Below are 22,954 nucleotides of genomic sequence, written 5' to 3'. Positions count from 1 at the left end.
GTTGTTCAGTGCACGACAGCGACGGTCTTGCCCGCCGTGCCGTCCCGGCCGACGCTGGAGAGCGCTGCGGGAAGTTCGTTGAAGGGGACGGTCTTTCCGACGACGGGACGCAGAACCCCGGCGTCGACGAGCTCGGCGATCTCAGCGAGCTGGCTACCGCTGGCGGTCATGAACAGGAAGCGGTAGCCGACACCGAGTTTCGCCGCGCGTGAGCGAACCTTGCGGCTCGTCACTGCGATGAACGCACGGACCGCGATGTTGAGGCCGAGTGCACGGGCGAAGGCGGGGTCGGGCGGGCCGGCCAGCCCGACGACGACACCTCCCGGCTTGAGTACCCCCAGTGACCGCAGGACGTTGTCCTCACCGACGCCGTCGACGACGAGGTCGTATCCGCTCAGGACGTCCTCGAACCGCTCGGTCCGGTAGTCGACGGCGACGTCGGCGCCCAACTCCCGTACGAGAGCAGCATTCGCCGCACTCACCGTGGTGGCCACGGTCGCGCCCAGGTGCTTGGCGAGTTGGATCGCGATGGACCCGACGCCGCCCGCGCCCGCATGTATCAGCACCTTGTCGCCGGGTTTGACCTTGCCGATGACGACCAACGCTTGCCAGGCGGTCAACGCGACCAACGGTAGCGAGGCCGCTTCGACGATCGAAACGCCGCGTGGCGCTCGCGCCACATCGCTTTCCCGAACCGACACCCGCTCGGCAAACGTCCCGATCTGGCCATCACCTGCACGCGCGTACACGTTGTCCCCGACGCTGAACCGACTGACATCCGCGCCGACTCGTACGACCGTCCCCGCGACGTCGTGCCCGAGCACAAACGGCGCTCGATACGGCAGCAGCGGCTTGAACTCACCCAGCCGGACCTTCTCATCGAGTTGGTTCAGCCCTGCCGCGACCACCTCGATCAGGACGTCCTGCGGACCGACCGTCGGCTCGGCGACGTCGACTTCTCGCAACGATTTCTTGTACTCGTGAACTGTGAACGCTTTCATCGTTCCCGTCACTCTCCTTTCGGCTCCCATTAGTGACTGTACTCAATAATGAGTCCAGTCAGAACAATTGTCAAGGTGTCTGCAGACTGCAAGCGTCCGCTGTCGTCGGATGACAACTTTGTGTCGCTTCTTGCCAAGTCCTGGCGCACGCACCAGCGTCAAACTGGATGTGGATCGGGTCACGTGACATGAATCACTACCGAACCGAAGTCCGTTCGAGGTCGAGGTCGTCGACGGCGTACGGCTACTCGATCGCCCCCGGCGCTCCCGTAAGGACTGCGATGTGACCACTGATTTCCGAAGCCCTGTCACCATCCGCGTCGGTCGGCCGCGGACTCGTGAAATGACGCCCGACATCAGCCCAACCGGAGCCGAAAGCGGGTCGCGATGACGTACTTGATCCACGCGACGGTGCTTTCCGGACTGCCGAAACTGATCACCGAACTCGGCGGCGATCCCGACGCACTGTTTCGGGCGCACGGCATCGACCCGGCAACGGTCGACGACTTCGACAGCTTCGTCCGCTATGCCGACTCCGCGGCGGTACTGGGTGACGTTGCCCGGACCCTTGGGGCCACCGACATCGGTCTGCGGTTGGCGGATCGGCAAAACCTGCAGGTACTCGGCCCGCTCGCGGTCATGTTGTACAACTCGGCGACCGTCGGCGACGCCATCGACGGTGCGTGTCGATTCCTTCACAACATCGTGGCTGCCGACACAATCAAGCTGACCCGAACCGAGACGGCGGCGATCTATTCCTTCGACACCCTCCTCAACAACGATCTCGATCGCCAGTTGATGGTGGAGAAGAGCCTCGCGCTCGCGATGAAGGGCTTCGACGCCCTGGTCGGCGGCGGATTCGTACCGTTGAAGGTGACGTTCCAGCACTCAGCAATGGCCGCCCTGAGCCGCTACGATGACGTGTTCGTGCAGCGACCTCAGTTCGGCGCCGCACACAACCGCATCGACTTTCCCCTCTCCGTGCTGAACAGGCCGATCCGCGACCGCGACCGGATCGCACACGCCCTCGCCGAGAGCCACCTGACCCAGGTCCGGCCGGGTGTGCTCGTCACCGAACAGGTGCGGGGTCTGACCCGCCGACTGTTGGCGGTCAACGAAGCAACCCTGGCCGATGTGGCCCGGGCTGTGGCCATGCACCCGCGAGCCGTCCAGCGGCATCTCGCCGAGGAGGGCACAACATTCGAGAAGATCCTCGACGACGTGCGTCGCGAGCGGGCGTGGGAAATGTCGGGCACCGGCATGTCCGTCGCCCACATCGCCCGTGCGCTGGGGTACGCGGAGCAGAGCAGCTACACGCGAGCCTGCCGGCGGTGGTTCGGTGAGACCCCGAAGCACCTCCAAGTTCGGGTGCGAGAGGGTCGCCGGGCCTTGACTCCGGCATGACGACTAGCCGAAACCACGCGACCCAACGGCGCCAGCGCACGAAATGCCTTGACTCCGTTGCGAATTCACCTCACCGTGGTTTCGACTCGGCTGCGCCTCGCTCAACCGGCAGAGAGGTTGCGTCGGCCCACCTGCCGGTTGAGCCAGGCCGAAGCGCTAGCGCAGGCCCGTGTCGAAACCACGCAACCCAACCGCGCCAGCGCACGAAACGCCTTGACTCCGTTGCGAATTCACCTCACCGTGGTTTCGACTCGACTGCGCCTCGCCCAACCGGCAGAGAGGTTGCGCCGGCCACCTGCTGCCGGTTGAGCCGGGCCGAAGCGCTAGCGCAGGCCCGTGTCGAAACCACGCAACCCAACGGCGCCACCGCACGAAACGCCTTGACTCCGTTGCGAATTCACCTCACCGTGGTTTCGACTCGACTGCGCCTAACCGGCAGAGGGGTTGCGCCGTGCGGAACTACGTCAACACGCGTTAACGGCCAAACCCGCACGTTCTCCATGTGATTGCGCCGGAGAATCCGTCAACGCTCGCGCCGGGCCGTCATCCGATCGATGGGACCGCACGTCGTAGATCGTTCGTCGCCGGCGTCGTCGCCTTCGGATCAGCGGATCCGCTTATGTTCGCAATCACGGCGATTGCGGTCAGAGCTGGAGTGTTTCGGCGGATCGGGCGATGAGCCTTTACCGCGCGCGACGTTGATTTGTCACGATGCGACAGCTCTCGTGCGGACCGCGCGACCGGCCGGCGCTTGTCGTGAACGGACAACTTTTCGTCATGCGCTGGCAAGCCGTACCGCCCTGCGAAGTCGTGGACTGATCCGGAGGCGGTCGAGCACCGACCTCGGACGCAAGAAGACACACACTTCGATCTGGAGCCGCCATGAGTGCCCACGACTACCCAACCCAGACCATCTACGCCAACGGTGTACGACTCAACGTGCATATCGCGGGTACCGGCGGCCCGCTGGTGCTGCTGTGTCACGGCTTTCCTGAATCTTGGTACTCGTGGCGACATCAGCTCGACGCGCTGGCCGCCGCCGGCTACCGTGCCGTCGCGCTGGACATGCGAGGGTACGGACGATCGTCCAAGCCGACCGATCGCGCCGCGTACTCCGTACCACGATTGGTCGAGGATAACGTGGCGGTCGTCGAGGCACTGGGTGAGACGTCGGCGGTGGTCGTCGGTCACGACTTCGGGGCACCGGTGGCATGGACGTCGGCATGGACTCGTCCCGACGTGTTCTGCGCCGTAGCCGGTCTGAGCTTGCCATTCGCGGGCCGCGGTCTCGCGGCCTTGCCCGGCGATCCGTTCGGCGAACGCCGCCCCAGCGAGATCCATGCCGAGATCGCCGGTGAAGACACGGTCTTCTACCAGGACTACTTCGCCGACCCGACCTACGGTGCGGAATCAGAGATCGAGGCGGACATCCGGGCGTGGCTGGCCGCCGGGATGTACACGTTGTCCGGCGACGCACCCGTGCCGCCCGAACTCGAGGGTGTCGACTTGCTCGATCTGCCGTACGAAGCCGTGATCGCGTTCACTCGCGCAACCATGAGCATCCCGCACGGAAACACGTTCTTCAGTCGGTTCATCGTCCCGGATACGTTGCCGCCGTGGCTGTCTCAGGACGACTTCGACTACCTGGTGTCAGAACTGGAGCACGGCGGACTCCGCGCGCCGCTCTCCTACTACGACAATGCCGACAACGCCTGGGAGGAACTGGCGCCGTTCGTCGGCACTCCGCTGAGCGTTCCAGCTCTTTTCATTGCCGGCGAGCGTGACACATCGACCGTGTGGAGCCGCGACGCCGCCCGTCGTGCCCACGAGCACGTCAAGGACCTTCGCGGCGAGCACATCCTCGCCGGTGCGGGCCACTGGCTAAGCGATGAACGGCCCGACGAGGTCAACCGACTCCTGCTCGACTTCCTCGCCGGACTCTGACGTGATCACTTCGACCTCAGTCGCCAGATGCCAAGTACTTGTCGTGCGGAGGCAAGTAGTTCCGCGATTTCGATGTGACGATCAGCACAGTTCGCCAGTCGGCGTTCCCACTCACTCTCTGTACCGAGGTATTCGACCATGACACTCACCACCGACGACACCGCCACGACCACGATGAAGGCCGTTGTCTTACAGAACGGCAACCTGACCCTGAGCGATCTCCCGATTCCCCAACCCGGACCGGGTGAGGCTCTGGTGAGAGTCCTCGCGACCGGGATCTGCGGCAGCGACCTGCACTGCCGTGCACATACCGGCGAGTTGCTCGACGCCACCGAGATGGCCACCGGGACCGCACTGTTCGAGGCCGACGCACAGATTGTGATGGGCCACGAGTTCTGCGCCGAGGTCGTCTCTTATGGCCCATCGAGCAAGGCGAGTCTGCCGCCCGGTAGCCGCGTGGCCTCGCCCGGGCTGCTGCTTCGGGATCCGCTCCGACTGATCGGCTATGCGGGTCCCGACATTCCCGGCGGGTACGCGCAGTACATGCTCCTCTCCGAGGATCTCATGTTCCCGGTGCCCGACAACCTCTCCGACGAAGTGGCCGCACTTGCCGAGCCGATGACAGTCGCGTTGCACGCGGTCAACCGGGGCAACGTCGGAGCCGACGACGTGCCACTCGTCATCGGCTGCGGCCCGGTCGGCCTCGCCGTCATCGCTGTCCTCAAGATGCGCGGCTACGGACCGATCGTGGCCGCAGATCTCTCACCTACCCGTCGGGCTCTGGCCACCACTTTGGGAGCCGACATCGTGGTCGATCCGCGCGTCACCTCACCCTACGACGCATGGCGAGAAGCTGCGCGAACCGATGATCCGGCACGGCTCGCACCACCGAACCTGATGATCCCCGGCGACTTCCGGCCACAGGTCATCTTCGAGTGTGTCGGTGTCCCGGACCTCATGGCGCAGGTATTCGCGGGTGCGATCGGTTCCGCGAAGGTCGTCGTCGCCGGAGTCTGCATGCAGCCCGACACCTTCCACCCGACCGTCGCCAGCATCAAGGAGATCGATCTGGTGTACGCCTTCGCCTTCTCACCGGAGGAGTACGGCGAAGTCCTCGAACACCTCGCTTCCGGGGCACTGCAGGTAGCGCCACTCATCACGAGCACCATCACTCTCGACGACGTCGCCGATGCGTTCGACCGACTGGCCGATCCGGAGCGCGACGCCAAGATCGTCGTGCGACCGAACGGAAGCGCGACCTTGACAGGAGTTCCTCGTTGACCACCACTACTTCCGCCTACGCCGCCACGTCCGCGTCGGCTCCGCTGAGTCGGACCAGCGTGACGCGTCGCGCGTTGGGCCCCAACGATGTTCGGCTCGACATCTACTTCGCCGGCATCTGTCACACCGATATCCACATCGTCAAGGGCGAATGGGGACCCGTCGAGTATCCGGTGGTTCCCGGACACGAGATCGCCGGTATCGTTACCGAAGTCGGCCACGCGGTCACCAGGTACGCCATAGACGACCGCGTGGGTGTCGGTTGCTTCGTCGATTCGTGCCGTGAGTGCCCCAACTGTTTGGCGGGTTCCGAGCAGTACTGCACCGGATCCGGGATGGTTCTCACGTACAACTCAATCGGGAAGGACGGCGAACCCACCTTCGGCGGCTATAGCGGGAGCATCGTCGTCGACGAGAACTATCTGCTCCGCATTCCGGACAGCGTTGCGCTCGACGCGGCCGCTCCGCTCCTGTGCGCGGGAGTCACCGTGTACTCGCCGCTGCGTCGGTGGCGGGTGGGACCGGACAGCAGGGTGGCGATCATCGGCCTGGGTGGTCTGGGCCACCTTGCGGTCAAGTTCGCCAAGGCGATGGGTGCCGACGTGTCGGTGCTGAGTCAATCGTTGAAGAAGCGGGCCGACGGCCTGCGGCTCGGCGCCGACAGTTACTACGCCACGAGTGATCCGGAGATGTTTTCGTCGCTCGCCGGCCGTTTCGACATCATCTTGAACACCGTGTCGGCCAAATTGGAACTCGGCCGGTTTCTCGAATTGTTGCAGGTAGGTGGCACTCTGATCGAACTAGGGATGCCGGCGCACGCCTTGGAGGTTCCGGCCTTTCCGCTCGCGGTGGGCAGGCGCAGCGTGACCGGCTCACTGATGGGCGGGATCGCCGAGACGCAGGAGATGCTCGACTTCTGCGGCGCGCACGGGATCGCCGCAGAAATCGAGGTCATCGCGCCGGATTACATCAACGAAGCCTATGCGCGGGTACTGGCGAGCGACGTACGGTACCGATTCGTCATCGATACCGGTTCACTGCGGTGAGGGCCACCGATCAACGTGATGACGGGCCGTGCGGAAACGCCGCGCCCCGAGTGAGGCGCGATCAAAACAGGATGATCGGAGCCGGACGTCGACGAGACCAGCCGGCAGCCGCTGCGGCGAGTCTGTCGGCTGAGGTTGGTGTAGCGATCTGATTGCGATGTGGCTCGCGTGGTCGAATCGACCGTGCGAGCCACACCGCTACGTCACCGATGGGCTCCGGTTGGGCCGGCTTCGGTTCGTCAGGCGACGGGGGTGCGTCGAGGTTCGAACGATTCGGCATGTCCGCCTTGAAGCCCGTTGACGGCGACGGCATTGGCCTCGTGCGGAATACCGAGGGAAGGTGCACTGATTTGCTCGAGGTGACGATAGGTATCGTCTGGCAACTCGACGGTCAGTGCGCCAAGATAGTCGGCGAGTTGCTTGGTAGTGCGCGGACCGATGATGGGGATCACCGAGGTGGCCGACCGACGAGCTCGCTCGCGCAGCCACGCGATCGCGATCTGCGCGGGTGGGCGACCGAATTGCTCCGCGGTGGCCAGGACAGCGTCGATCACAGTCGCCTTCTGGTCGGTGGACTCGGTGTGCACCAACGTTTTCAGCGACGTGAGTCGGCCTTCGTCGCTTGCGCGGTACTTGCCGGTGAGCAGCCCGCCGCCGAGCGGGGACCACAGCAGCGCACCGAGGCCGAGCGCCTCGGCCATCGGCAGCAGTTCTCGATCCGCGGAACGCTCGACGAGGCTGTACTCGACCTGGATCGCCGACACCGGCGACCAGCCGCGAACCTCGGCCAGAGTCGCCGCCCGGGACACCCGCCACGCCGGAAAGTTGGAGAATCCGGTGTAGAGGATCTTGCCCTCGCGAACGAGGTCATCCATGGCTCGCAACAGTTCCTCGACGGGAGTCAGCGCGTCGGGATAGTGCACCCACAGCAGGTCGATGTAGTCGGTGTTCAACCGGCGCAGGCTGGCCTCCACTGCCATGCGGAGGTTCTTGCGGCCATTCCCGGTGCGTGAAATGCCCCCGCCCGGTTGTGCGCCGACGCTGAACTTGGTGGCAAGCACGATGTCATCGCGGTCGGCGGCCACGAACTGCCCGATGAGTTCCTCTGATTCACCGAACTGGTAGGTATCGGCGGTGTCGATGAAGTTGCCGCCAGCGGCGACGAATGCGTCATACAGTTCGCGGGCCTGCTTCGGTTCGGCGCCGGTCCCCCATCGGGTTCCGAAGTTTCCGGCTCCGAGTGCGAACTCGGACACACGAAGTCCGTTGTTGCGGCCGAGAGTGCGATATCGCATGGTGGTCAATCCTTTGGGTCGAATGTCGGAGTTCAGGTTCATGCCTGGGCCAGGAGCGGGTAGTCGATGTACCCGTGGCCGCCCCCGGAGTAGAGAGTTTCGGGGTCGAGATCATTCAGCGGCCCGTCGGTTCGCAGACGCTCGACGACGTCCGGATTCGCAAGCGCGAATCGTCCGAGAGGCGCGACGTCGGCGAGTCCGGCGTCGATGTCCGCGGTGATGCCGTCGCGCTCGCGCCCCAATCGGACGACGAGCATCGCGTTCGGCCAGGCCTCGCGCAACGAGGTGAGGAGTTCGTCATCGCCGAGATGGTGGACGTGCAAGTAGACCAGGTTCAGCTTGGCGAGCTCGGCCACGAGATATCGGTATTGAGCGCGTACGGCGACGGCGTCGCCTTCGTCGAGCGCGCCGAGCGGAACGGCCGGCGAGATACGGATCCCGGTGCGATCCGCGCCGATCTCCTCCGCAACGGCGCGCGCGACCTCGATAACGAAGCGTGCCCTGTTTTCGAGGGAGCCACCGTACTGATCGGTGCGTTGGTTGGCGTTCGGTGCGAGGAACTGGTGAAGCAAGTAGCCGTTCGCGGCGTGGATTTCCACCCCGTCCGCACCTGCCGCAATCGCCGACACTGCCGCATGACGAAACTCGCCGACGACGTTCTGTACCTCGGCAGTGCTCAGCGCCCGCGGAACAGGGGTCTTCTTGGGTCCTTCCGCGGTGAACATATCCTGCTCGGCGGAGATCGCCGACGGCGCGACCGGCTGACGGTGATGCGGAGTGTTGTCGGGATGGGCGATACGGCCCACGTGCATCAGCTGGACGAAGAGGTGCCCGCCCTTGTCGTGCACGGCGTCGGCGACCCGGGCCCATCCTGCCACCTGCTCGGGGGTATAGATGCCCGGCGTGTTCAGATACCCCTGACCGTCCGCGGACGGCTGGGTGCCCTCGGTGATCAGAAGTCCCAGGGACGCCCGCTGACTGTAATACTCGGCCGCGAGTTCTCCGGGTGTGCCGTCGGGATCGGCCCGGTTGCGGGTCATCGGAGCCAATGCGAGGCGGTGCGAAAGTTCGATTCGACCGAGCGTGAACGGCTGCCACACAGAACTTAGGGACGTCATAACAGGGTAATCCTTTGCGATCGGGCCAACGGGCTGTCACAAGTAGCACGGGCAGAGTCTGCAATCGCGTTACCTTAGTGACTACACTCATAACTGAGTTAAGTCACTTATTATTCCAACGGGTAGCCGAGACCCCATACTTCGCCGACAACGGCCCCCATCGTCCGCTGGTTGAGCCTGGATTCACCGACGGCAGCCCCCTCCGCTGGTTGAACTTGGCTCCACCGACGGTAGGCCCGCTCCGCTGGTTGAGCCGTGAGGAGCGTTAGCGGCAATGCCGCGCAGTTAAGGGGTGGGTGGGGTGTGTCAAGTGTGTGCGTTGTCGGCGTGTCGCGTGGTGGGGCAACGGGACTCGGGGTTTCGATGGATTGTCCGCCAAAGACGATCCTCGAGCCCTTGGGAGTCCCGTTGCCTGTTCAGTCTGTCACCGAATGGTGGTGGGACTCTTCTTGATCCATTCGGGCCCGCGCATCTGGGGGAGTTGACGGCGATCGTGCCGGTGGAGATGGTTGATGCGGTCTTGTCCGACACCGGCGCAACCCAGTCGCGGTTGCGGCGGTTGCCGTCTCGGGTGGTGGTGTATCTACTGTTGGCAGCACCCTTGTTCGCCGATGTGGGCTACGAGCAGGTGTGGGCCCGGTTGACCGCGGGCCTGCGCGGGTGCCACTGGCCGGGCAGTTCGGCGTTGAGCCAGGCCCGCCGCCGGGTCGGCCCGCGACCGTTGCGGGCCCTGTTCGAGGTACTCGCCGGTGATACCGGCGGTGCGCACCGGTGGCACGGGTTGGTCGTCTGCGCGATCGACGGCACCACCCTGGTCGTTCCCGACAGTGAGGCCAACCGCCCCTGTTACCGGCATGTCAAAGGCACCCATGGCGGTGCCAGCTATCCGATCATGCGGGTGGCGGCGTTGGTGGCCTGCGGGACCCGCACCCTGCTCGACGTCACCTTCGGACCCGACAGTGACGGTGAAATCCGGTATGCGACACAACTTTTCCGGTCCCTGCGGTCGGGGATGCTGGTGTTGGGTGACCGTGCCTACGACTCGCAGGGGGTGTACCAGGCGATCATCCTCGGCAGCCACGCCGATCTGCTGATCCGGGCCAGCAGCACCCGCAAACCCGCCCTGATCGGCCGCTGTGCCGACGGGACCTGGCTCACCCGCATCGGCTCGGTCACTCTGCGGGTCATCGACGCCACCATCGACGTCTACGACACCAACACCGGCATCCTGGTCAAGACCGGCCACTACCGGCTGCTGACCTCCTTGCTCGACCCGGACCGGTACCCGGCGGCAGACCTCGTCGAGCTTTACCACCAGCGTTGGGAAATTGAGACGACCTACCTGGAACTGAAATCGACGCTCCTGCACGGTCGGGTGCTGCGCGCCCGCACCCCGGCGGGGGTCGAGCAGGAACTCTACGCCCTACTGGCCACCTATCAGGCGCTGCGACTGGCCATCGCCGACGCCGTCCAGCCTGCCGGCATCGCCCCGGACCGGGCCAGCTTCAGCATCGCACTCAACACCGCCCGCGACCGAATCATCCACTCCTGCAACGCAATCGAAAACACCATCATCAGCCACATCGCAGCAGCGATCCTCGCCCGGCCCCTACCCCCACGACGATCCCGATCCAGCCCCCGCGTAGTCAAACGCGCCATCTCCAAACACCGCGCCAAAGGCCCCATCGACCGCACCAACCACCACACACAAATCACCATCACCACCCCCTTGACAACAGCCCACGGACCTTAACTGCGCGGCATTGGCGTTAGCGGCGAGCGTGTCGAAACCAAGGTGAGACAACGTAATTCGATGAGTCGCGGCTGACCAGCACTGCGACATCAGCGCGACCGCCGAATGCACCTGGTGGGTGCGGCTGAAGATGATTACGACAATCGAACCGCGAGATGAACGGCCGCGCGAAACGGCAGATTGCCCTCGGATCGCCGCGAAGGGGACGCGAGTTCACGTCTCGCCGGGTACTCGACGCCGACATGGGTTGCGGCGGTAGAGTCGCCTCGCGACATGGCTCGGACACTTGCCGAAAGACGGGATCGGCGCTTGCTAGCGCCCGCTGCCAATGCCCCGCAGTGCCTTCTTGTCGAGCTTCCCGACGGCGTTCTTCGGCAGAACGCTCAGGACATGAATCGCTGACGGTCGTTTGAAGCCGCTCAGGTGCTGCTTGCAGCGCTCCTCGAGCGCGGCCACGTTCAGCTCCGCACCCGCACGCGCCTGCACGAAGGCGACGACCACTTCACCCCACTTCTCGTCGGCCACACCGACGACCGCGGCTTCGAGAACATCGGGGTCGGCGGCGAGGACGTCCTCGATCTCCTTCGGATAGATGTTCTCGCCGCCGCGGATGATCATCTCCTTGAATCGGCCGACGACACTCAGGTAGCCGTCCTCATCGAGACGTCCGACGTCGCCGGTGCGCAGCCAACCGTCGACGATCACGGCGGCGGTGTCCTGCGGTCTGCCGAGGTAGCCGCGCATCACATTCGGCCCACGCACGGTGATCTCGCCTGCCTCGCCCGACGGCAGTTCGTTCCCTGCGGAGTCCACGATCCGCACCTCCTGACCGGGAAAGGGCAGCCCCACGGTTCCCGGCTTGCGTAACCCGTCGACGGGGTTGGTCGTGGTACCACAGGTGCCCTCCGACAGCCCGTATGCCTCGACCAGCGGAAAACCGAAACGATCGGCGAACCGGACCAGCAGGTCGGCCGACGCGGGAGCCGCGCCGCAGAGTGCGAACCGGACGGCGGAGGTGTCCGGCCGAACTTCCTCGGGGAGTGCTGCCAGCATGCTGTAAATGGTGGGCACGGCGGAGAAGAAGGTCGGCCGTTCCCGTTCGATCACGTCGAAGAATGTCGTCGGGTTGAACCGATCGGCGATGAAGACACTTGCGCCGACCCGAAGGGACATCAGGATGCTGACGACGATGCCGTTGACGTGGAAGAGCGGCAAGATCAGCAGGCTGCGGTCTGCCGCGGTGACCGTCAACGCCTGTGCGCCCATCTGCGTCATCGCGTCGAGGTTGGCGTGGTCGAGCATCACTCCCTTGGGCACACCGGTGGTTCCCGAGGTGTAGATGAGCAGCGCCAGGGCGGCAGGATCGTCGTGTGCGGGCGCGGGAGCGCCGACAGCGGTTCGCCGCAGATCATCGACCGCTAACGCGCGAATTCCCCCGATCGGCGAACCGTCCTGTTCGACGACGACCAGCCGTGCCCTCGAGTCGCGGAGTTGGTGAGCCGTCTCCGACTCGGTCGCCGCGGGATTGATCGGCGTGACGACTGCACCCAGGCGCCAGGCCGCGAACAGCACGACGACGAACTCCACCCGATTGATGAGCTTGAGCGCCACGACATCGCCCGCGCCGATGCCCAATTCGCCGAATTGCTCGGCCGCCGCATGGACCGCCGCCGCGAGTTCGACGTTGCACACGGTGTTGGTCGTGTCGGCCAGCGCGGGTCCGTCGGGGTCGCGTTGCGCGCGAACGTCGGGGAGATGAGCGAAGTGCATGACCGTCCTAATCTTCGGTGGTGAGCAGGTGCCGGACGAGGAACTCGGTCTGATCAGCGACGACCGCCTCAAACGGTTCCCCGAGGTAGATGTCGAAATGACCGGCGTCGTATCGCTTGATCTCTCCGCGCGGCGCGGTCGAAGCGTAGGCGAGAGTCTGCGCGGGCGGCGTAACGGAATCGTGGTCGCAGATGCAGAACAGGATCGGCACGTCGACCTTGCGGGCCGCCTTCCCCGGTCGATGCCACGTGATCGTCGGAGCCACCCGTGCAGCGACCTCGTTGACGAACGTCGTCCCGTCCGGCACGAGCGCGAGATATCCGGGAAGTGCGTCCGGGGCGCTCATGAGTGCCTGTTCACCGGGTCGACCGGCGAGCGTCAACAGCTTCGGATCTCGTCCACGAGCCGCGGCGAAGACGTCGGCGCCGACCGCGGGAAGCAACTTCAACGTGCCCAACGGCCCCAGCGCGCGGGCCGACGCCAAGCCGTCGGTGAACGGGCATTGCGCGATCGCGGCGCGCAGTTCCGGATGCCGGGAGGCGACGATGATCGCGTGACCGCCGCCGAAGGAACTCCCCCACACCGCGACCCGGTTGCCGTCGACGTCGCCGCGAGTCTTGACGTGCGCGATCGCGGCATCCCAGTCGGCAAGTTGCCGCTTGATGGAAAGCAATTGCCGGGGCTTCCCGCTGGAGTCACCGAAATGCCGATAGGTGAAGGCCAGCGCGGCCACCCCGGCCTGGGCGAATCGTTCACCGAACGCGTCCAGACGCATTTCCCGAGTGGCGCCCAGTCCGTGGCCGAGAATGACGACTGGCGGGCGCTCGACGCCGTCGGGCGTGAACAGCCATGCGGCGCAGGTATCACCGTCGGAATCGAAGGAAACGTCGTGTCGGGTGACGGAATGTGTGTTCATCAGCGGTCGCCCTTCGCGCCGGCGCCACGGGTGTCGCCACTGAGCAGGACCTCCCCGTAGACACCCGGCTGGTACAGCGGCAGTTCGCCGGACGACTCGGTGTTGGCCATGTAGTCGAGCATCAACTCCTGACCGATCGGCGACAGTGCGGTGGCCAGGAACTCCGCACGTTCGAGGTGCAGTCCGTTCTCCAGGGAGTCCGAGGCGCCGAAGTAGACCGCCCGCTTGATGGCGGCACGGGACGATTTGGGCCGCGAGCCGAGGTATTGCGCGAGTTCGAGCGCCCGCCCTACGACCTTCTCGGGGGCGACCACGTCGTCGACCGCGCCGATCTCCAGCGCCTGGGACGGGGTGAACGGCTTACCGGAGAGGATCGCCACGAGCGCCTTGTGGTTGCCGACTAATCGCGGCAGCCGTTGCGTTCCACCGCCGCCGGGCATGATGCCCAGCAACACTTCGGGTTGTCCGATGACGAAGTCGCCATCGGCCATCACCCGAAGGTCGTTGGCCCAGGAGAACTCGGCCCCCAGTCCGAGTGCGGATCCGTTGAGTGCGGCGATGAAGATGACGCCGCTTCGGTTCATCTTCAGGAACGTCTGATGCACCCGTTCTAGCTGAACCGCGGGCCACAGCGGCGTGTCGCCCAGTGCGGCTTGCATGCCACTGGCGCGGTTCACTCCGCGGGCCACCCGCGCCAGGGCCGACGCGCCACGCACGCCGACCGACGGGACCCGCGCACCCCCCTCTTGCAACCAGCGGACCTCCGCGTGGGACACGAACCGTTCGGGGTGCGTACCGGTGAACACCACCGCCCCAATCTTGGGGTCCGCATCGGCCCGGTCGACGAGACGGTCGAGTTGCTCGGCGATGTCGTTGCCGAACAAACCCAACGGCCCGCCGTCGACGCGGGCGATGAGCACCGAACCCGCATCTTCGATGTCGAGATTTCCACGTACTTCTGCTGCCATGAGATGTCCTTGTGCCGAGCGCGGGACACAGTTGCAACCCGCGAATAACGAAGTTATCGTGATCAGAATAACGAAGTTATCAACAATGGGCAAGCAGACTGAGGAGAAGCCGATGCACGACGTCGATTGGGTGGTTGTCGGGTCAGGTTTCGGCGGCAGCGTGGCAGCCATGCGCCTGACCGAGAAGGGGTACCGCGTACTGGTCGTCGAGCGTGGCCGGTCCTACGCCGACGACGACCTGCCCGCGTCCACATCGGAGAGGAGCCGATTCCTCTGGGCTCCGACGCTCGGCCTGCGTGGCATCATGCGCGGCGTCGCGTTCCGGCACGTCTTCAGTTCGACGCAGACCGGCGTTGGCGGCGGCAGCCTGATCTACGGCGGAGTGTTGTTCCGAGCACAACCGCCGTTCTTCACCGACCCGCAGTGGGGTGATCTGGCGTCCTGGGAGGACGTGCTACGCCCCCATTACGCGGTGGCCGAGCACATGCTCGGCGTCAGCGCGACCCCGTGGCAATCGGCGACGATGGATTTGACCCGGCAGGTAGCCGACCATTTCGACGGCGCGTCGTTCGCCCCGGCTCCAGTCGCGGTGTTCTTCGGCGAGCCCGGCAAGACCGTTCCCGATCCCTACTTCGGCGGCGCCGGCCCCGCCCGTACAGGTTGTACCCGCTGCGGAGCGTGTATGGTCGGCTGCCGGACGGGCGCGGCGAACCGGCTGACGAAGAACTATCTCTGGTTCGCCGAAAAGCAGGGCGCGACAATAGTTTCCGAGCGCGAAGTAGTTGACGTCAGGCCGCTCGGAGCGGCCGACGGCAGTGACGGATACCGTGTGGACACTCGCCGTCCCGGCTCGTATCTGCGTCGCGACCGGCAGACCGTCACCGCACGCGGGGTGGTCTTCGCCGGGGGCGCCGTCGGCACCAACGAACTACTCGCCGACTGCAAGCATCGCGGCTCGCTGCCCGCGATCAGCGATCGCCTGGGAACGACAGTGCGAACCAACAGCGAGGCGGTGGTGTCGGTGCTGTTGCCGGAGGATCGCGAAACCTGGCGAGACGTCACCGCGAGCAGCCGCGTGATCCTCGACGGTGACACTCAGATCGAACTGTTGACCTACGGACAGCGCGGCGATCTCATGCGCGTGATGTTCACCCTGCTCATCGGCCCGGGCACAATTCCGACTCGACTGCGCAAGTGGCTCGCCACGGTAGCGCGTCACCCCCGTGACTGGGTCGCCACCATGCGATCCGGCTGGAGCGGTCGGACGCTGATGATGCTCGTCATGCAGCCCCGAGACAACGCGATCCGTTTTCGCGCCACGCGCCGACTACTGGGGCGCGGCTATCGCATCAAGACCGAGATCGACGCCGAACGACCGGCGCCGACGTATCTCGACATCGGTCACCGGGTCGCGGCCTGGTTGGCCGAACAGACCGGCGGAATCGCGCAAAGCAGTGTGTTCGAGGCATTCGGCAACATGCCGATGACCGCCCACGTCCTCGGCGGAGCTGTCATCGGCGCCGGTCCCGAATCGAGCGTCGTCGACACGACGTTGCGCGTGTTCGGCTATCAGAACATGATCGTCTGCGACGCCGCCGCGCTGCCGGCGAATCCCGGAGTCAATCCCGCCTTGACCATCACGGCTCTCGCCGAACACGCCATGTCGCATATCCAGCCGGCCGGTTTGGAACGATAGACCGATGCCCGACACACCAGTAACCGCCGGTAGCGACGCCAACGACATTCCCGAGCGCCTCATTGACGCCACCATCGCGCTATTGGCGACCGAGGGACCTTCGGCGGTCAAAGCCCGTAGCGTAGCGGCCGCGGCCGGCATGTCGACGATGGTCGTCTACAACTACTTCGGCGGGGTGCCTGAACTGGTCAACGCGGTCGTGGAGCGCGGGTTCCGCCAGATCGAGGAGGCGTTCGCCGAGGTGCCGGTCACCGAGGACGCGATCGCCGACTTGTTCACGATGGCCTTGACGACATTGAAATATGCTCGCGCGAACCCCCACCTGTACGACGCGATGTTCGGTCTGTCCGGTCGGGCCACTTACCGCCCGTCCGCTGAGAACGGCCGACGAGAGGCCGGTCACTCGCCGACCTTCCAGGAGGCATACCGGCATGTCACCGACGCCTGCGAGCGCCTTGGCGCGTCGGGACCGGTGGCGGTCGCCGATCCGTCGGCGGTCGCAGGAGCACTGTGGAGTTTCGTCCACGGCTACATCATGTTGGAGCTCGCCCACCACTTCGCCGAATTCGACGACCCGGTGCGACGTGTCTTGCTTCCGATGGGAGTGACGTTCTGCGTGGGCCTGGGCGCCCACCCCGCAGCCGCACTGCGATCACATGAGGCCGCTTTGGAGCGTGTCATCGGGTGATTTCCCGCGAACCCGCTCCGCAGGTTGAGACGCCTCGGAGGAGATGTGCGTCGAACCGAGCCGACCCGCTGGTTGGGCCTGGTTTCACCGGTCGGGGCATTCCATCTGCTGGTTGAGCCGCGAGGAACGCTAGCGACGAGCGTGTCGAAACCCCTGTACCACAATGCATTTGATGGTAGCACACGTGTCGAACTGTGATGGTATCGAACATCGAGGCGTGCGCACCCGTAGGGTGCACACGCGTCACTTGCCGGCTGTCATCGCCGAAATTGGCGCGCATCATCGAAAGTCGTTGTGGCTGAGAGGTTTCGACACTGACTCGGCTAGCGCCTCGCTCAGCACAGCGCTCGGACCTGCTCAACCAGGGCTCAACCAGCAGAGGGCCGCTTCGGCCGGTGGATACAGGTTGAGGCCGGGCTGCGCAAGCGTGGCATCATCCCGCCAAGAACTCCAGCACCTCTGGCACGAACTCGCGGTGATACTGAAAAATGCCACCGTGACCGGAGTCCGGGTAGATGCGCAGCCGTGAATTCGGCAGTCGCGCAGCCAGATCGGCGGAGTGGTCGCTGGAGACCATGAGGTCCTTGTCTCCGTTGGCGACGAACACCGGGGACGTGATCACCGACAGATCGTCGGGCTTATGCATCCCGCCCGCGGTGATCGCGCGCAGCTGGGCGTTGCGCGCTTGCGCCGAGATCGGACGGTCGCGGTCGCGGGTGCGTTCGGCCAGCCGGCCGAAGTATTCGCCCGCGGCCTTCTTGCCTTCGGCGGTGCGCGGAAAGAAGAGGAAGTTGCGGGGGTCCTGGCGGGTGAGGAACGCCTTAGCGTAGGCACTGCCGACGATGAACGGCATCTTCCAGATACCCCCGCCGCCGCGGGGGCCGGTGCCCGCGAGGACCATCCGCCGGACCAGGCCGGGGTCCGCCAGCGCGACCATCTGGGCGACCGCACCACCCAGGGAGAAACCGAGGAGATCGACGCGGTCGTAGCCCAGCGCCTTGATGAACGCGCGCGCGTCAGCCCCCATCTGCTCGATGTCTCCGGGGACCGTCGAACCGCTCGACCCGACTCCCCGATTGTCGAAAGCGATCACGTGATGACGTGCGGCGAGTCCGTCGATGACACGGGGATCCCAGTCGTCGAGCACCGCGGTGAAGTGATGCAGGAACACCACTGGCACACCACCTGGTTCACCCACTTCCCGGTAGCTGAAGCTGGTGCCGTTCACGTCGATGGTCTTGGTCGGGGCAGCCTGCCAGGTGAGTGTCATATGTGTTCCTTCTACTGAATGCGATTCGGTTGCGGAGTCGGTGAGGTAGTTGTGCGAGCGTCGAGGCGGGCCAGGACATCGAGAATCCGACGATCACCGGCGAAGCGGGCATCGGTCGCCGGGCCGAGCAGGCCCCGAAATGCCGACACCGGCCGCCAGAGGCCCGGCCGCACGACCCGTACGGCCCGGGTCTGCAGACCGTCGGCGATGGCAGTCGCGGCCGCGGTCGGAGCGATGCGCTTGAGCATCGGCTTGGGCAGCGCGCTGAGCAATTCGGTGACGACCGAGTCCTCATCCACACCGTGGGCGATCATGGCGGTGTCGACGAGGGAGAAGTACGCGGTCAGGACCGAGACGTCGTGGTCGGCGAGTTCCATCCGCAGTCCGCGACCGAGTTGTTCGACCGCAGCCTTACTCATCGCGTACGGAATGGTCCCCATGCCGTTGACGAAAGCGAAGACCGAGCTGATCAGCACGACCTGCCCTTTCGATGCGATGACGGCGTCGAGGCCGGCAGCGACGGTGTTGACCACCCCGGTGACGTTGACGGCCAAGGTCGTCTCGACGTCGGCCGTCGGTGTGTTGCGCAGCGTCGCAGCTTTGGCGAGCAGTCCGGCGTTGGCGATGACCACATCGAGGCGACCGAATCGGTCCATCGCCGCTGCCACCGCGGAGTCGAGCGAGGCCCGGTCCCGGACGTCGGCGACAGCGCCCAACGCGCGCTCGGGGTGCAGTTCGACGGCGCGCTGCGGCGTCGTCGGATCGAGGTCGGCGATGACAATGCTCGCGCCGCGCATCAGCAGTTCACGGGCGGTGGCGCTGCCGATTCCACCGTTTCCGCCGGTGATGAGAACGACCTTGCCCGCGAGGTCGTAGCGGGTCCGGCTCATGCGATACCCCGGCGCGGTGTGAGCGAGACCCGGCCATTGCGACGCAGCATCGCCAGCGCGGTAACCAGCGGCCCGCGCTTGAGATCCGGTTCCAGTCCCCGCGCGAGACGGTGCAACTGGTCGCCGTTCCAGCTGAGGTTGAGCACACTGTCTAGCGTCTTGAGATCGGTGAGTCGACCGAGCACGCCGCGCAGACCCGCCTGAATCTCGTGTGTCGTCAACTGCCGGGTGCGGCCGGACAGGATCGCGGTCGCGGCGTCGGTGGTGGTCACCGTCGGGCGGCCGATCCCGATCACATCGCAGTCGCCGGCCGTCAGTGCGTCCTGCATGCCGGTACTGCTGCGGAATCCACCGGTCACCGCGAGTGGAATGGCACCGGCGTGCTGCCGCACCGATCGGGCGTAGTCGAGGAAATATGCCTCGCGGGTGCGGGTTGAATCCGCCGCGGACCCGGACATGGCAGGCGACTCGTAGTTTCCGCCGCTGATCTCGATGAGGTCGACGGCCTCGTGGGCCAGCGCGGCGACGACTGCCCGCGACTCGTCCTCGCTGAATCCGCCCCGCTGGAAGTCTGCCGAGTTGAGTTTCACCGAGACGGCGAAGCCGGGGCTGACCCGGGTACGGACTCGGCGGACGATCTCGATCAGCAAGCGCATCCGCCGAGTCGAGTCGCCGCCCCACTCGTCGGTGCGGAGATTGGTCAGCGGCGAGAGAAACTGCGTGACCAGGTAGCCGTGAGCGGCGTGGATCTGAACGCCGTCGAAGCCGGTGGCTTCACACACCTGCGCCGCCCGGGCGAAGCGCTCGACAATGTCTTCAATTTCGTCACCGGTGAGCGCACGTGGGGTGACCGCACCGGGAAGGGCGAGTGGTACCGCACTGGGCGCGACGGGCCGATGACCGATCTCGAACAGATTCGACTGTCGGCCGGGGTGGTTGAGCTGAGCGAAGATCGCCGCGCCGCCGTCGTGGGCCGCCTTGGTCCACTCCGTCAGCGCCGGAGCGGCTCGGTCGTCCTCGATCACGACGTTACCGGGCTCTCCGAGGTGCGCGCGGTCGACCATGATGTTTCCGGTGATGAGCAGCCCGTAACCGCCCTGCGCCCAGCGTCGGTAGAGCGTCACGAGCCGTTCGTCAGGCGAATTGTCGGCGTCGGCCAAGCCCTCGCTGAGTGCGGCTTTCGCGATGCGGTTGGGCAGCCGCAGGCCCGAAGGCAGTTCGAGGGGGTCGGTCAGCGAGGTCATGTGCACTCCAAGTCCTTTGTCGTACGATCGTAATATTATGATCATAATGTTACGATCTGCGCAAGACTCGCTCCCGATCGATAGGAAAGAAAGATGAAAGCGTTCGTCGTCACCCACTACGGCCCCGACGGCCTCAGACCCGCCGACGTAGCCTCCCCCACACTCGGCGCCAACGACATACTCGTCGACGTACGGGCCGCCAGTATCAATCCGCTGGACAAGATGGTCCGCAACGGCGAGTTCAAGCAGTTGCTCAACTACCGGCGCCCCTTCGTGCTGGGCCACGACGTCGCCGGAATCGTCACCCGAGTCGGACCACGCGTCACCGACCTCAAGGTGGGTGACGAGATCTTCGCGCGCCCCCGCGATCTGCGCATCGGCGCTTTCGCCGAGGCCATCGCCATCGACGCGGCCGACGCCGCTCTCAAACCGGTCAGCCTCTCCTTCGCCGAAGCAGCGGCGGTTCCATTGGTGGCACTCGCGGCATGGCAGGCACTGGTGGACGTCGCACGTGTCAAGCCCGGTCAGAAGGTCCTCGTCCACGCGGGCGCGGGCGGCCTGGGATCAACGGTGATCCAGGTCGCCAAGCACCTGGGCGGATACGTCGCCACCACCGCCCACACCGACGACATCGCAAAGGTACGAGATCTGGGCGCCGACGAAGTCGTGGACTACACGAAACAAGATTTCACCGAGGTGATCGCAGGGTACGACGTCGTACTCGACTCACTGGGCACCGGCAGCCTCGAGAAGTCGCTGACCGTCTTGAAACCCGGCGGCCTCGCGATCAGCGTGGTCGGCCCACCCGACCCGGCGTTCGCCGCCCAGCTCGGAAAGCCTGTGCTCAAACCCGCGATGGCGTTGCTGAGCCGTCGAATCCGATCCCGCGCCAAGAAGCTCGGAGTCCGTTACTCGTTCTTCTTCATGCGGGCCGACGGCGCTGCGCTGAAGACGCTCGCCCGACTCTACGACGCCGGAACCCTGCGGCCGGTGCTGGATCGGACGTTCGACTTCGACGACACGCTGGAGGCCATGTCCTATGTGGAGCAGGGCAAGGCCAACGGCAAGATCGTGATCACCCGATGACGAGCACGACGGAAACCTCCATCACGGCGCCAACGCGCTATGTCGCGGCCGCGGGCACGAGGTTCGCCTACCGTGTGTTCGGCGCCCCGACCGGGATACCTCTGGTGTTCTTGCACCACTTCACCGCGACGATCGACGACTGGGATCCTCGCGTTCTGGACGGCATCGCCGCACATCGACATGTCATCGTCTTCGACAACCGCGGTGTCGGCGGAAGCCGGGGGCGAGTGCCGACGACCGTGGGCGCGATGGCCGACGACGCGGTCGCCTTCATTCGCGCACTCGGCCTGACCCCGGTCGATTTGTTCGGCTTTTCGCTGGGCGGGTTCGTCGCGCAGGTCGTCGCGCTCGAGAACCCCGGATTGGTCCGCCGCATCGCTCTGGCCGGCACCGGGCCGTCCGGTTTCAAAGGCGTCGGGACGCTCAATCGCAGGCTGGTCACCGATACGGCCCTGAGCGCGATGAGGCTGCGGGATCCCAAGCCACGCCTGTTCTTCACCAGGACACGAGCCGGCCGAGACGCAGCACTCGACTACATGGCCCGCATCGGCGAGCGGCAGACCGACCGCGTGCCGAGAACGACCCTGCGGGCCGCTGCGGCCCAACTCCTCGCGATCAGTAGGTGGGGGCGTCGATCTCCGATGGATCTGTCGATGTTCACCGGACCAGCCTTGGTCGCCAATGGCGAGGACGACCGCATGTTGGCCACCCGGGGCTCCATCGAGCTGGCCTATCGACTCAACGACGCACGGCTAGTTCTGTACCCCGACGCGGGCCACGGCGGAGTATTCCAGCATCACGAGAGGTTCGTCGCCGAGCTGTCGGCGTTCTCACGCTGATCCCCGTCCCCGGCATCGCACAGCATGACCTGTGCGTGCGACGCCTGGGCGGATGCCCGCGAATCCCCTTCTCCGACGAGGATATTGACCGTCATCGGCGTGAGCACCTCACGCACCGGGTCGAGGTGCTGCACGAAATGGCCGGCGAGCTCCAGGGTGACGAAGCCGTGCACCGCCGCCCAGAGCTGGTCGGCCACAGACGTCACGTCGGTCGTCGCGCGCACTCGACCAGCGTCGTGGACTCGTTCACACACGCTACGGAGGTGACCGTAGGCGAGCCGGAACGACGCCGACCGCCGATCAGGTTCGTTTGCCGCGGTCGGACGGTATGTGCCACGCGTCGACAATCCGAACATCAGGTCGTACAGATGCGGACTCGCCATCGCGAACCCCCGCGCCGCCAGCGCGTGCCGAAACAGATCCGCCACCGGATCGTCGGTCCGGGGAACCGCGCTGAACTTCTCCGCGAGTTCTTCGAATCCGCGATCGGCCACCGCTTGAAAGAGCTCCGGAATCCCGCCGACGTGATGGTAGACCGCACTCGTCGACACGGACGCGGCTTGCGCGACGGTCCGCGCCTTGACCGCACCGGGGCCCTCCGCGGCCAGGATGTCGGCGGCAGCCGCGACCAGCCGCGAGGTGGCCTGGTCGCGACTGAGCCTTGAGGAGCCAGTCATCACTGCCTTTCAACTGCTTGCCAGATACGACGCCACAGGATAGCGTCTCCCCTACTGTAACGAAGTTC

General features: G+C 65.5%; 19 protein-coding genes. 9 read left to right on the top strand and 10 right to left on the bottom strand.

What is annotated here, in order from left to right; genetic code table 11:
- Positions 1 to 5: 5 nt before the first annotated feature.
- Positions 6 to 1,001 (bottom strand): NADP-dependent oxidoreductase, encoded by a 996-nt coding sequence (locus HH308_RS16190; protein WP_170195262.1) that lies wholly within the window; start codon positions 999 to 1,001, stop codon positions 6 to 8.
- A gap of 387 nt (positions 1,002 to 1,388) precedes the next feature.
- Here HH308_RS16190 and HH308_RS16185 point away from each other — a divergent pair, with 387 nt between their 5' ends.
- The 4 genes from HH308_RS16185 (at position 1,389) to HH308_RS16170 (ending at position 6,676) form a co-directional block, all read left to right on the top strand.
- The gene (locus tag HH308_RS16185) at positions 1,389 to 2,405 is read left to right on the top strand and encodes an AraC family transcriptional regulator (protein ID WP_170195261.1); all 1,017 of its coding nucleotides are present in this window, start codon (positions 1,389 to 1,391) and stop codon (positions 2,403 to 2,405) included.
- Between the two features lie 882 nt (positions 2,406 to 3,287).
- A complete protein-coding gene (locus HH308_RS16180; protein WP_170195260.1) occupies positions 3,288 to 4,349 on the top strand; it encodes an alpha/beta fold hydrolase in 1,062 nt (353 codons plus the stop codon).
- A gap of 138 nt (positions 4,350 to 4,487) precedes the next feature.
- Positions 4,488 to 5,630, top strand: a complete 1,143-nt coding sequence (locus HH308_RS16175; protein ID WP_170195259.1) for a zinc-binding dehydrogenase — start codon at positions 4,488 to 4,490, stop codon at positions 5,628 to 5,630.
- Complete coding sequence (locus HH308_RS16170) at positions 5,627 to 6,676, top strand: NAD(P)-dependent alcohol dehydrogenase (protein ID WP_170195258.1); 1,050 nt, start codon at positions 5,627 to 5,629, stop codon at positions 6,674 to 6,676. The genes HH308_RS16175 and HH308_RS16170 overlap by 4 nt, the downstream gene beginning before the upstream one ends.
- Positions 6,677 to 6,915: 239 nt before the next feature.
- Here the strand turns inward: HH308_RS16170 and HH308_RS16165 are convergent, their stop codons facing one another.
- Together HH308_RS16165 and HH308_RS16160 are read right to left on the bottom strand one after the other, a co-directional pair.
- On the bottom strand, positions 6,916 to 7,971 hold the full coding sequence (locus tag HH308_RS16165; RefSeq protein WP_170195257.1) for an aldo/keto reductase: 1,056 nt from the start codon (positions 7,969 to 7,971) through the stop codon (positions 6,916 to 6,918).
- 38 nt (positions 7,972 to 8,009) lie between these two features.
- Positions 8,010 to 9,089 carry an alkene reductase gene (locus HH308_RS16160; RefSeq protein ID WP_170195256.1) on the bottom strand — a complete coding sequence of 360 codons (1,080 nt, stop codon included), beginning with the start codon at positions 9,087 to 9,089 and terminating at the stop codon, positions 8,010 to 8,012.
- Positions 9,090 to 9,381: 292 nt separating this feature from the next.
- Here HH308_RS16160 and HH308_RS16155 point away from each other — a divergent pair, with 292 nt between their 5' ends.
- Positions 9,382 to 10,842 (top strand): IS4 family transposase, encoded by a 1,461-nt coding sequence (locus HH308_RS16155; protein WP_312870629.1) that lies wholly within the window; start codon positions 9,382 to 9,384, stop codon positions 10,840 to 10,842.
- Positions 10,843 to 11,154: 312 nt separating this feature from the next.
- On the opposite strand, the gene HH308_RS16150 is transcribed toward HH308_RS16155, so the two are convergent.
- The 3 genes from HH308_RS16150 to HH308_RS16140 are packed head-to-tail and all read right to left on the bottom strand — an operon-like array spanning position 11,155 to position 14,496.
- Positions 11,155 to 12,612 (bottom strand): class I adenylate-forming enzyme family protein, encoded by a 1,458-nt coding sequence (locus tag HH308_RS16150; RefSeq protein WP_170195255.1) that lies wholly within the window; start codon positions 12,610 to 12,612, stop codon positions 11,155 to 11,157.
- Between the two features lie 7 nt (positions 12,613 to 12,619).
- The gene (locus tag HH308_RS16145; protein ID WP_170195254.1) at positions 12,620 to 13,528 is read right to left on the bottom strand and encodes an alpha/beta hydrolase; all 909 of its coding nucleotides are present in this window, start codon (positions 13,526 to 13,528) and stop codon (positions 12,620 to 12,622) included.
- Positions 13,528 to 14,496, bottom strand: coding sequence for an enoyl-CoA hydratase/isomerase family protein (locus HH308_RS16140; RefSeq protein ID WP_170195253.1), 969 nt, complete (start codon positions 14,494 to 14,496; stop codon positions 13,528 to 13,530). The genes HH308_RS16145 and HH308_RS16140 overlap by 1 nt, the downstream gene beginning before the upstream one ends.
- Before the next feature lie 85 nt (positions 14,497 to 14,581).
- On the opposite strand from HH308_RS16140, the gene HH308_RS16135 reads away from it, so the two are divergent.
- Both HH308_RS16135 and HH308_RS16130 read left to right on the top strand, forming a co-directional pair.
- On the top strand, positions 14,582 to 16,192 hold the full coding sequence (locus tag HH308_RS16135) for a GMC oxidoreductase (RefSeq protein ID WP_170195252.1): 1,611 nt from the start codon (positions 14,582 to 14,584) through the stop codon (positions 16,190 to 16,192).
- A gap of 4 nt (positions 16,193 to 16,196) precedes the next feature.
- Positions 16,197 to 16,880, top strand: a complete 684-nt coding sequence (locus HH308_RS16130; RefSeq protein ID WP_170195251.1) for a TetR/AcrR family transcriptional regulator — start codon at positions 16,197 to 16,199, stop codon at positions 16,878 to 16,880.
- Positions 16,881 to 17,313: 433 nt separating this feature from the next.
- On the opposite strand, the gene HH308_RS16125 is transcribed toward HH308_RS16130, so the two are convergent.
- From HH308_RS16125 to HH308_RS16115, 3 genes are read right to left on the bottom strand one after another with little or no spacing between them, the layout of a single operon-like run.
- Positions 17,314 to 18,150 carry an alpha/beta fold hydrolase gene (locus HH308_RS16125; protein WP_170195250.1) on the bottom strand — a complete coding sequence of 279 codons (837 nt, stop codon included), beginning with the start codon at positions 18,148 to 18,150 and terminating at the stop codon, positions 17,314 to 17,316.
- A gap of 11 nt (positions 18,151 to 18,161) precedes the next feature.
- Positions 18,162 to 19,040 (bottom strand): SDR family NAD(P)-dependent oxidoreductase, encoded by an 879-nt coding sequence (locus HH308_RS16120; RefSeq protein WP_170195249.1) that lies wholly within the window; start codon positions 19,038 to 19,040, stop codon positions 18,162 to 18,164.
- The gene (locus HH308_RS16115) at positions 19,037 to 20,284 is read right to left on the bottom strand and encodes an NADH:flavin oxidoreductase/NADH oxidase family protein (protein WP_170195248.1); all 1,248 of its coding nucleotides are present in this window, start codon (positions 20,282 to 20,284) and stop codon (positions 19,037 to 19,039) included. Before HH308_RS16115 ends, HH308_RS16120 begins: the two co-directional genes overlap by 4 nt.
- Positions 20,285 to 20,377: 93 nt before the next feature.
- Between HH308_RS16115 and HH308_RS16110 the strand changes: the two genes are divergently transcribed.
- Positions 20,378 to 21,370, top strand: a complete 993-nt coding sequence (locus tag HH308_RS16110; protein ID WP_170195247.1) for an NADP-dependent oxidoreductase — start codon at positions 20,378 to 20,380, stop codon at positions 21,368 to 21,370.
- Entirely contained in the window at positions 21,367 to 22,209 is an 843-nt protein-coding gene (locus HH308_RS16105) for an alpha/beta fold hydrolase (protein ID WP_170195246.1), read from the top strand. The genes HH308_RS16110 and HH308_RS16105 overlap by 4 nt, the downstream gene beginning before the upstream one ends.
- Here the strand turns inward: HH308_RS16105 and HH308_RS16100 are convergent.
- Positions 22,167 to 22,886 (bottom strand): TetR-like C-terminal domain-containing protein, encoded by a 720-nt coding sequence (locus tag HH308_RS16100; protein WP_170195245.1) that lies wholly within the window; start codon positions 22,884 to 22,886, stop codon positions 22,167 to 22,169. The genes HH308_RS16105 and HH308_RS16100 overlap by 43 nt on opposite strands.
- Positions 22,887 to 22,954: the final 68 nt, after the last annotated feature.

Origin of the sequence: Gordonia asplenii (assembly GCF_012933505.1) — a bacterium.
Taxonomy (GTDB): Bacteria; Actinomycetota; Actinomycetes; order Mycobacteriales; family Mycobacteriaceae; genus Gordonia; species Gordonia asplenii.
The sequence above is the reverse complement of the archived record's forward strand: the minus strand, read 5'-3'. Positions and strand labels throughout refer to the sequence as shown.

Excerpts from the sequence above, each read along its gene's own strand:
- HH308_RS16160 (WP_170195256.1), bottom strand. The coding sequence starts at position 9,089 with ATGACGTCCCTAAGTTCTGTGTGGCAGCCGTTCACGCTCGGTCGAATC.
- HH308_RS16145 (WP_170195254.1), bottom strand. The coding sequence starts at position 13,528 with ATGAACACACATTCCGTCACCCGACACGACGTTTCCTTCGATTCCGAC.
- HH308_RS16185 (WP_170195261.1), top strand. The coding sequence starts at position 1,389 with ATGACGTACTTGATCCACGCGACGGTGCTTTCCGGACTGCCGAAACTG.
- HH308_RS16100 (WP_170195245.1), bottom strand. The coding sequence starts at position 22,886 with ATGACTGGCTCCTCAAGGCTCAGTCGCGACCAGGCCACCTCGCGGCTG.
- HH308_RS16140 (WP_170195253.1), bottom strand. The coding sequence starts at position 14,496 with ATGGCAGCAGAAGTACGTGGAAATCTCGACATCGAAGATGCGGGTTCG.
- HH308_RS16135 (WP_170195252.1), top strand. The coding sequence starts at position 14,582 with ATGGGCAAGCAGACTGAGGAGAAGCCGATGCACGACGTCGATTGGGTG.
- HH308_RS16180 (WP_170195260.1), top strand. The coding sequence starts at position 3,288 with ATGAGTGCCCACGACTACCCAACCCAGACCATCTACGCCAACGGTGTA.
- HH308_RS16175 (WP_170195259.1), top strand. The coding sequence starts at position 4,488 with ATGACACTCACCACCGACGACACCGCCACGACCACGATGAAGGCCGTT.
- HH308_RS16110 (WP_170195247.1), top strand. The coding sequence starts at position 20,378 with ATGAAAGCGTTCGTCGTCACCCACTACGGCCCCGACGGCCTCAGACCC.
- HH308_RS16115 (WP_170195248.1), bottom strand. The coding sequence starts at position 20,284 with ATGACCTCGCTGACCGACCCCCTCGAACTGCCTTCGGGCCTGCGGCTG.
- HH308_RS16190 (WP_170195262.1), bottom strand. The coding sequence starts at position 1,001 with ATGAAAGCGTTCACAGTTCACGAGTACAAGAAATCGTTGCGAGAAGTC.
- HH308_RS16125 (WP_170195250.1), bottom strand. The coding sequence starts at position 18,150 with ATGACACTCACCTGGCAGGCTGCCCCGACCAAGACCATCGACGTGAAC.
- HH308_RS16120 (WP_170195249.1), bottom strand. The coding sequence starts at position 19,040 with ATGAGCCGGACCCGCTACGACCTCGCGGGCAAGGTCGTTCTCATCACC.
- HH308_RS16130 (WP_170195251.1), top strand. The coding sequence starts at position 16,197 with ATGCCCGACACACCAGTAACCGCCGGTAGCGACGCCAACGACATTCCC.
- HH308_RS16105 (WP_170195246.1), top strand. The coding sequence starts at position 21,367 with ATGACGAGCACGACGGAAACCTCCATCACGGCGCCAACGCGCTATGTC.
- HH308_RS16165 (WP_170195257.1), bottom strand. The coding sequence starts at position 7,971 with ATGCGATATCGCACTCTCGGCCGCAACAACGGACTTCGTGTGTCCGAG.
- HH308_RS16150 (WP_170195255.1), bottom strand. The coding sequence starts at position 12,612 with ATGCACTTCGCTCATCTCCCCGACGTTCGCGCGCAACGCGACCCCGAC.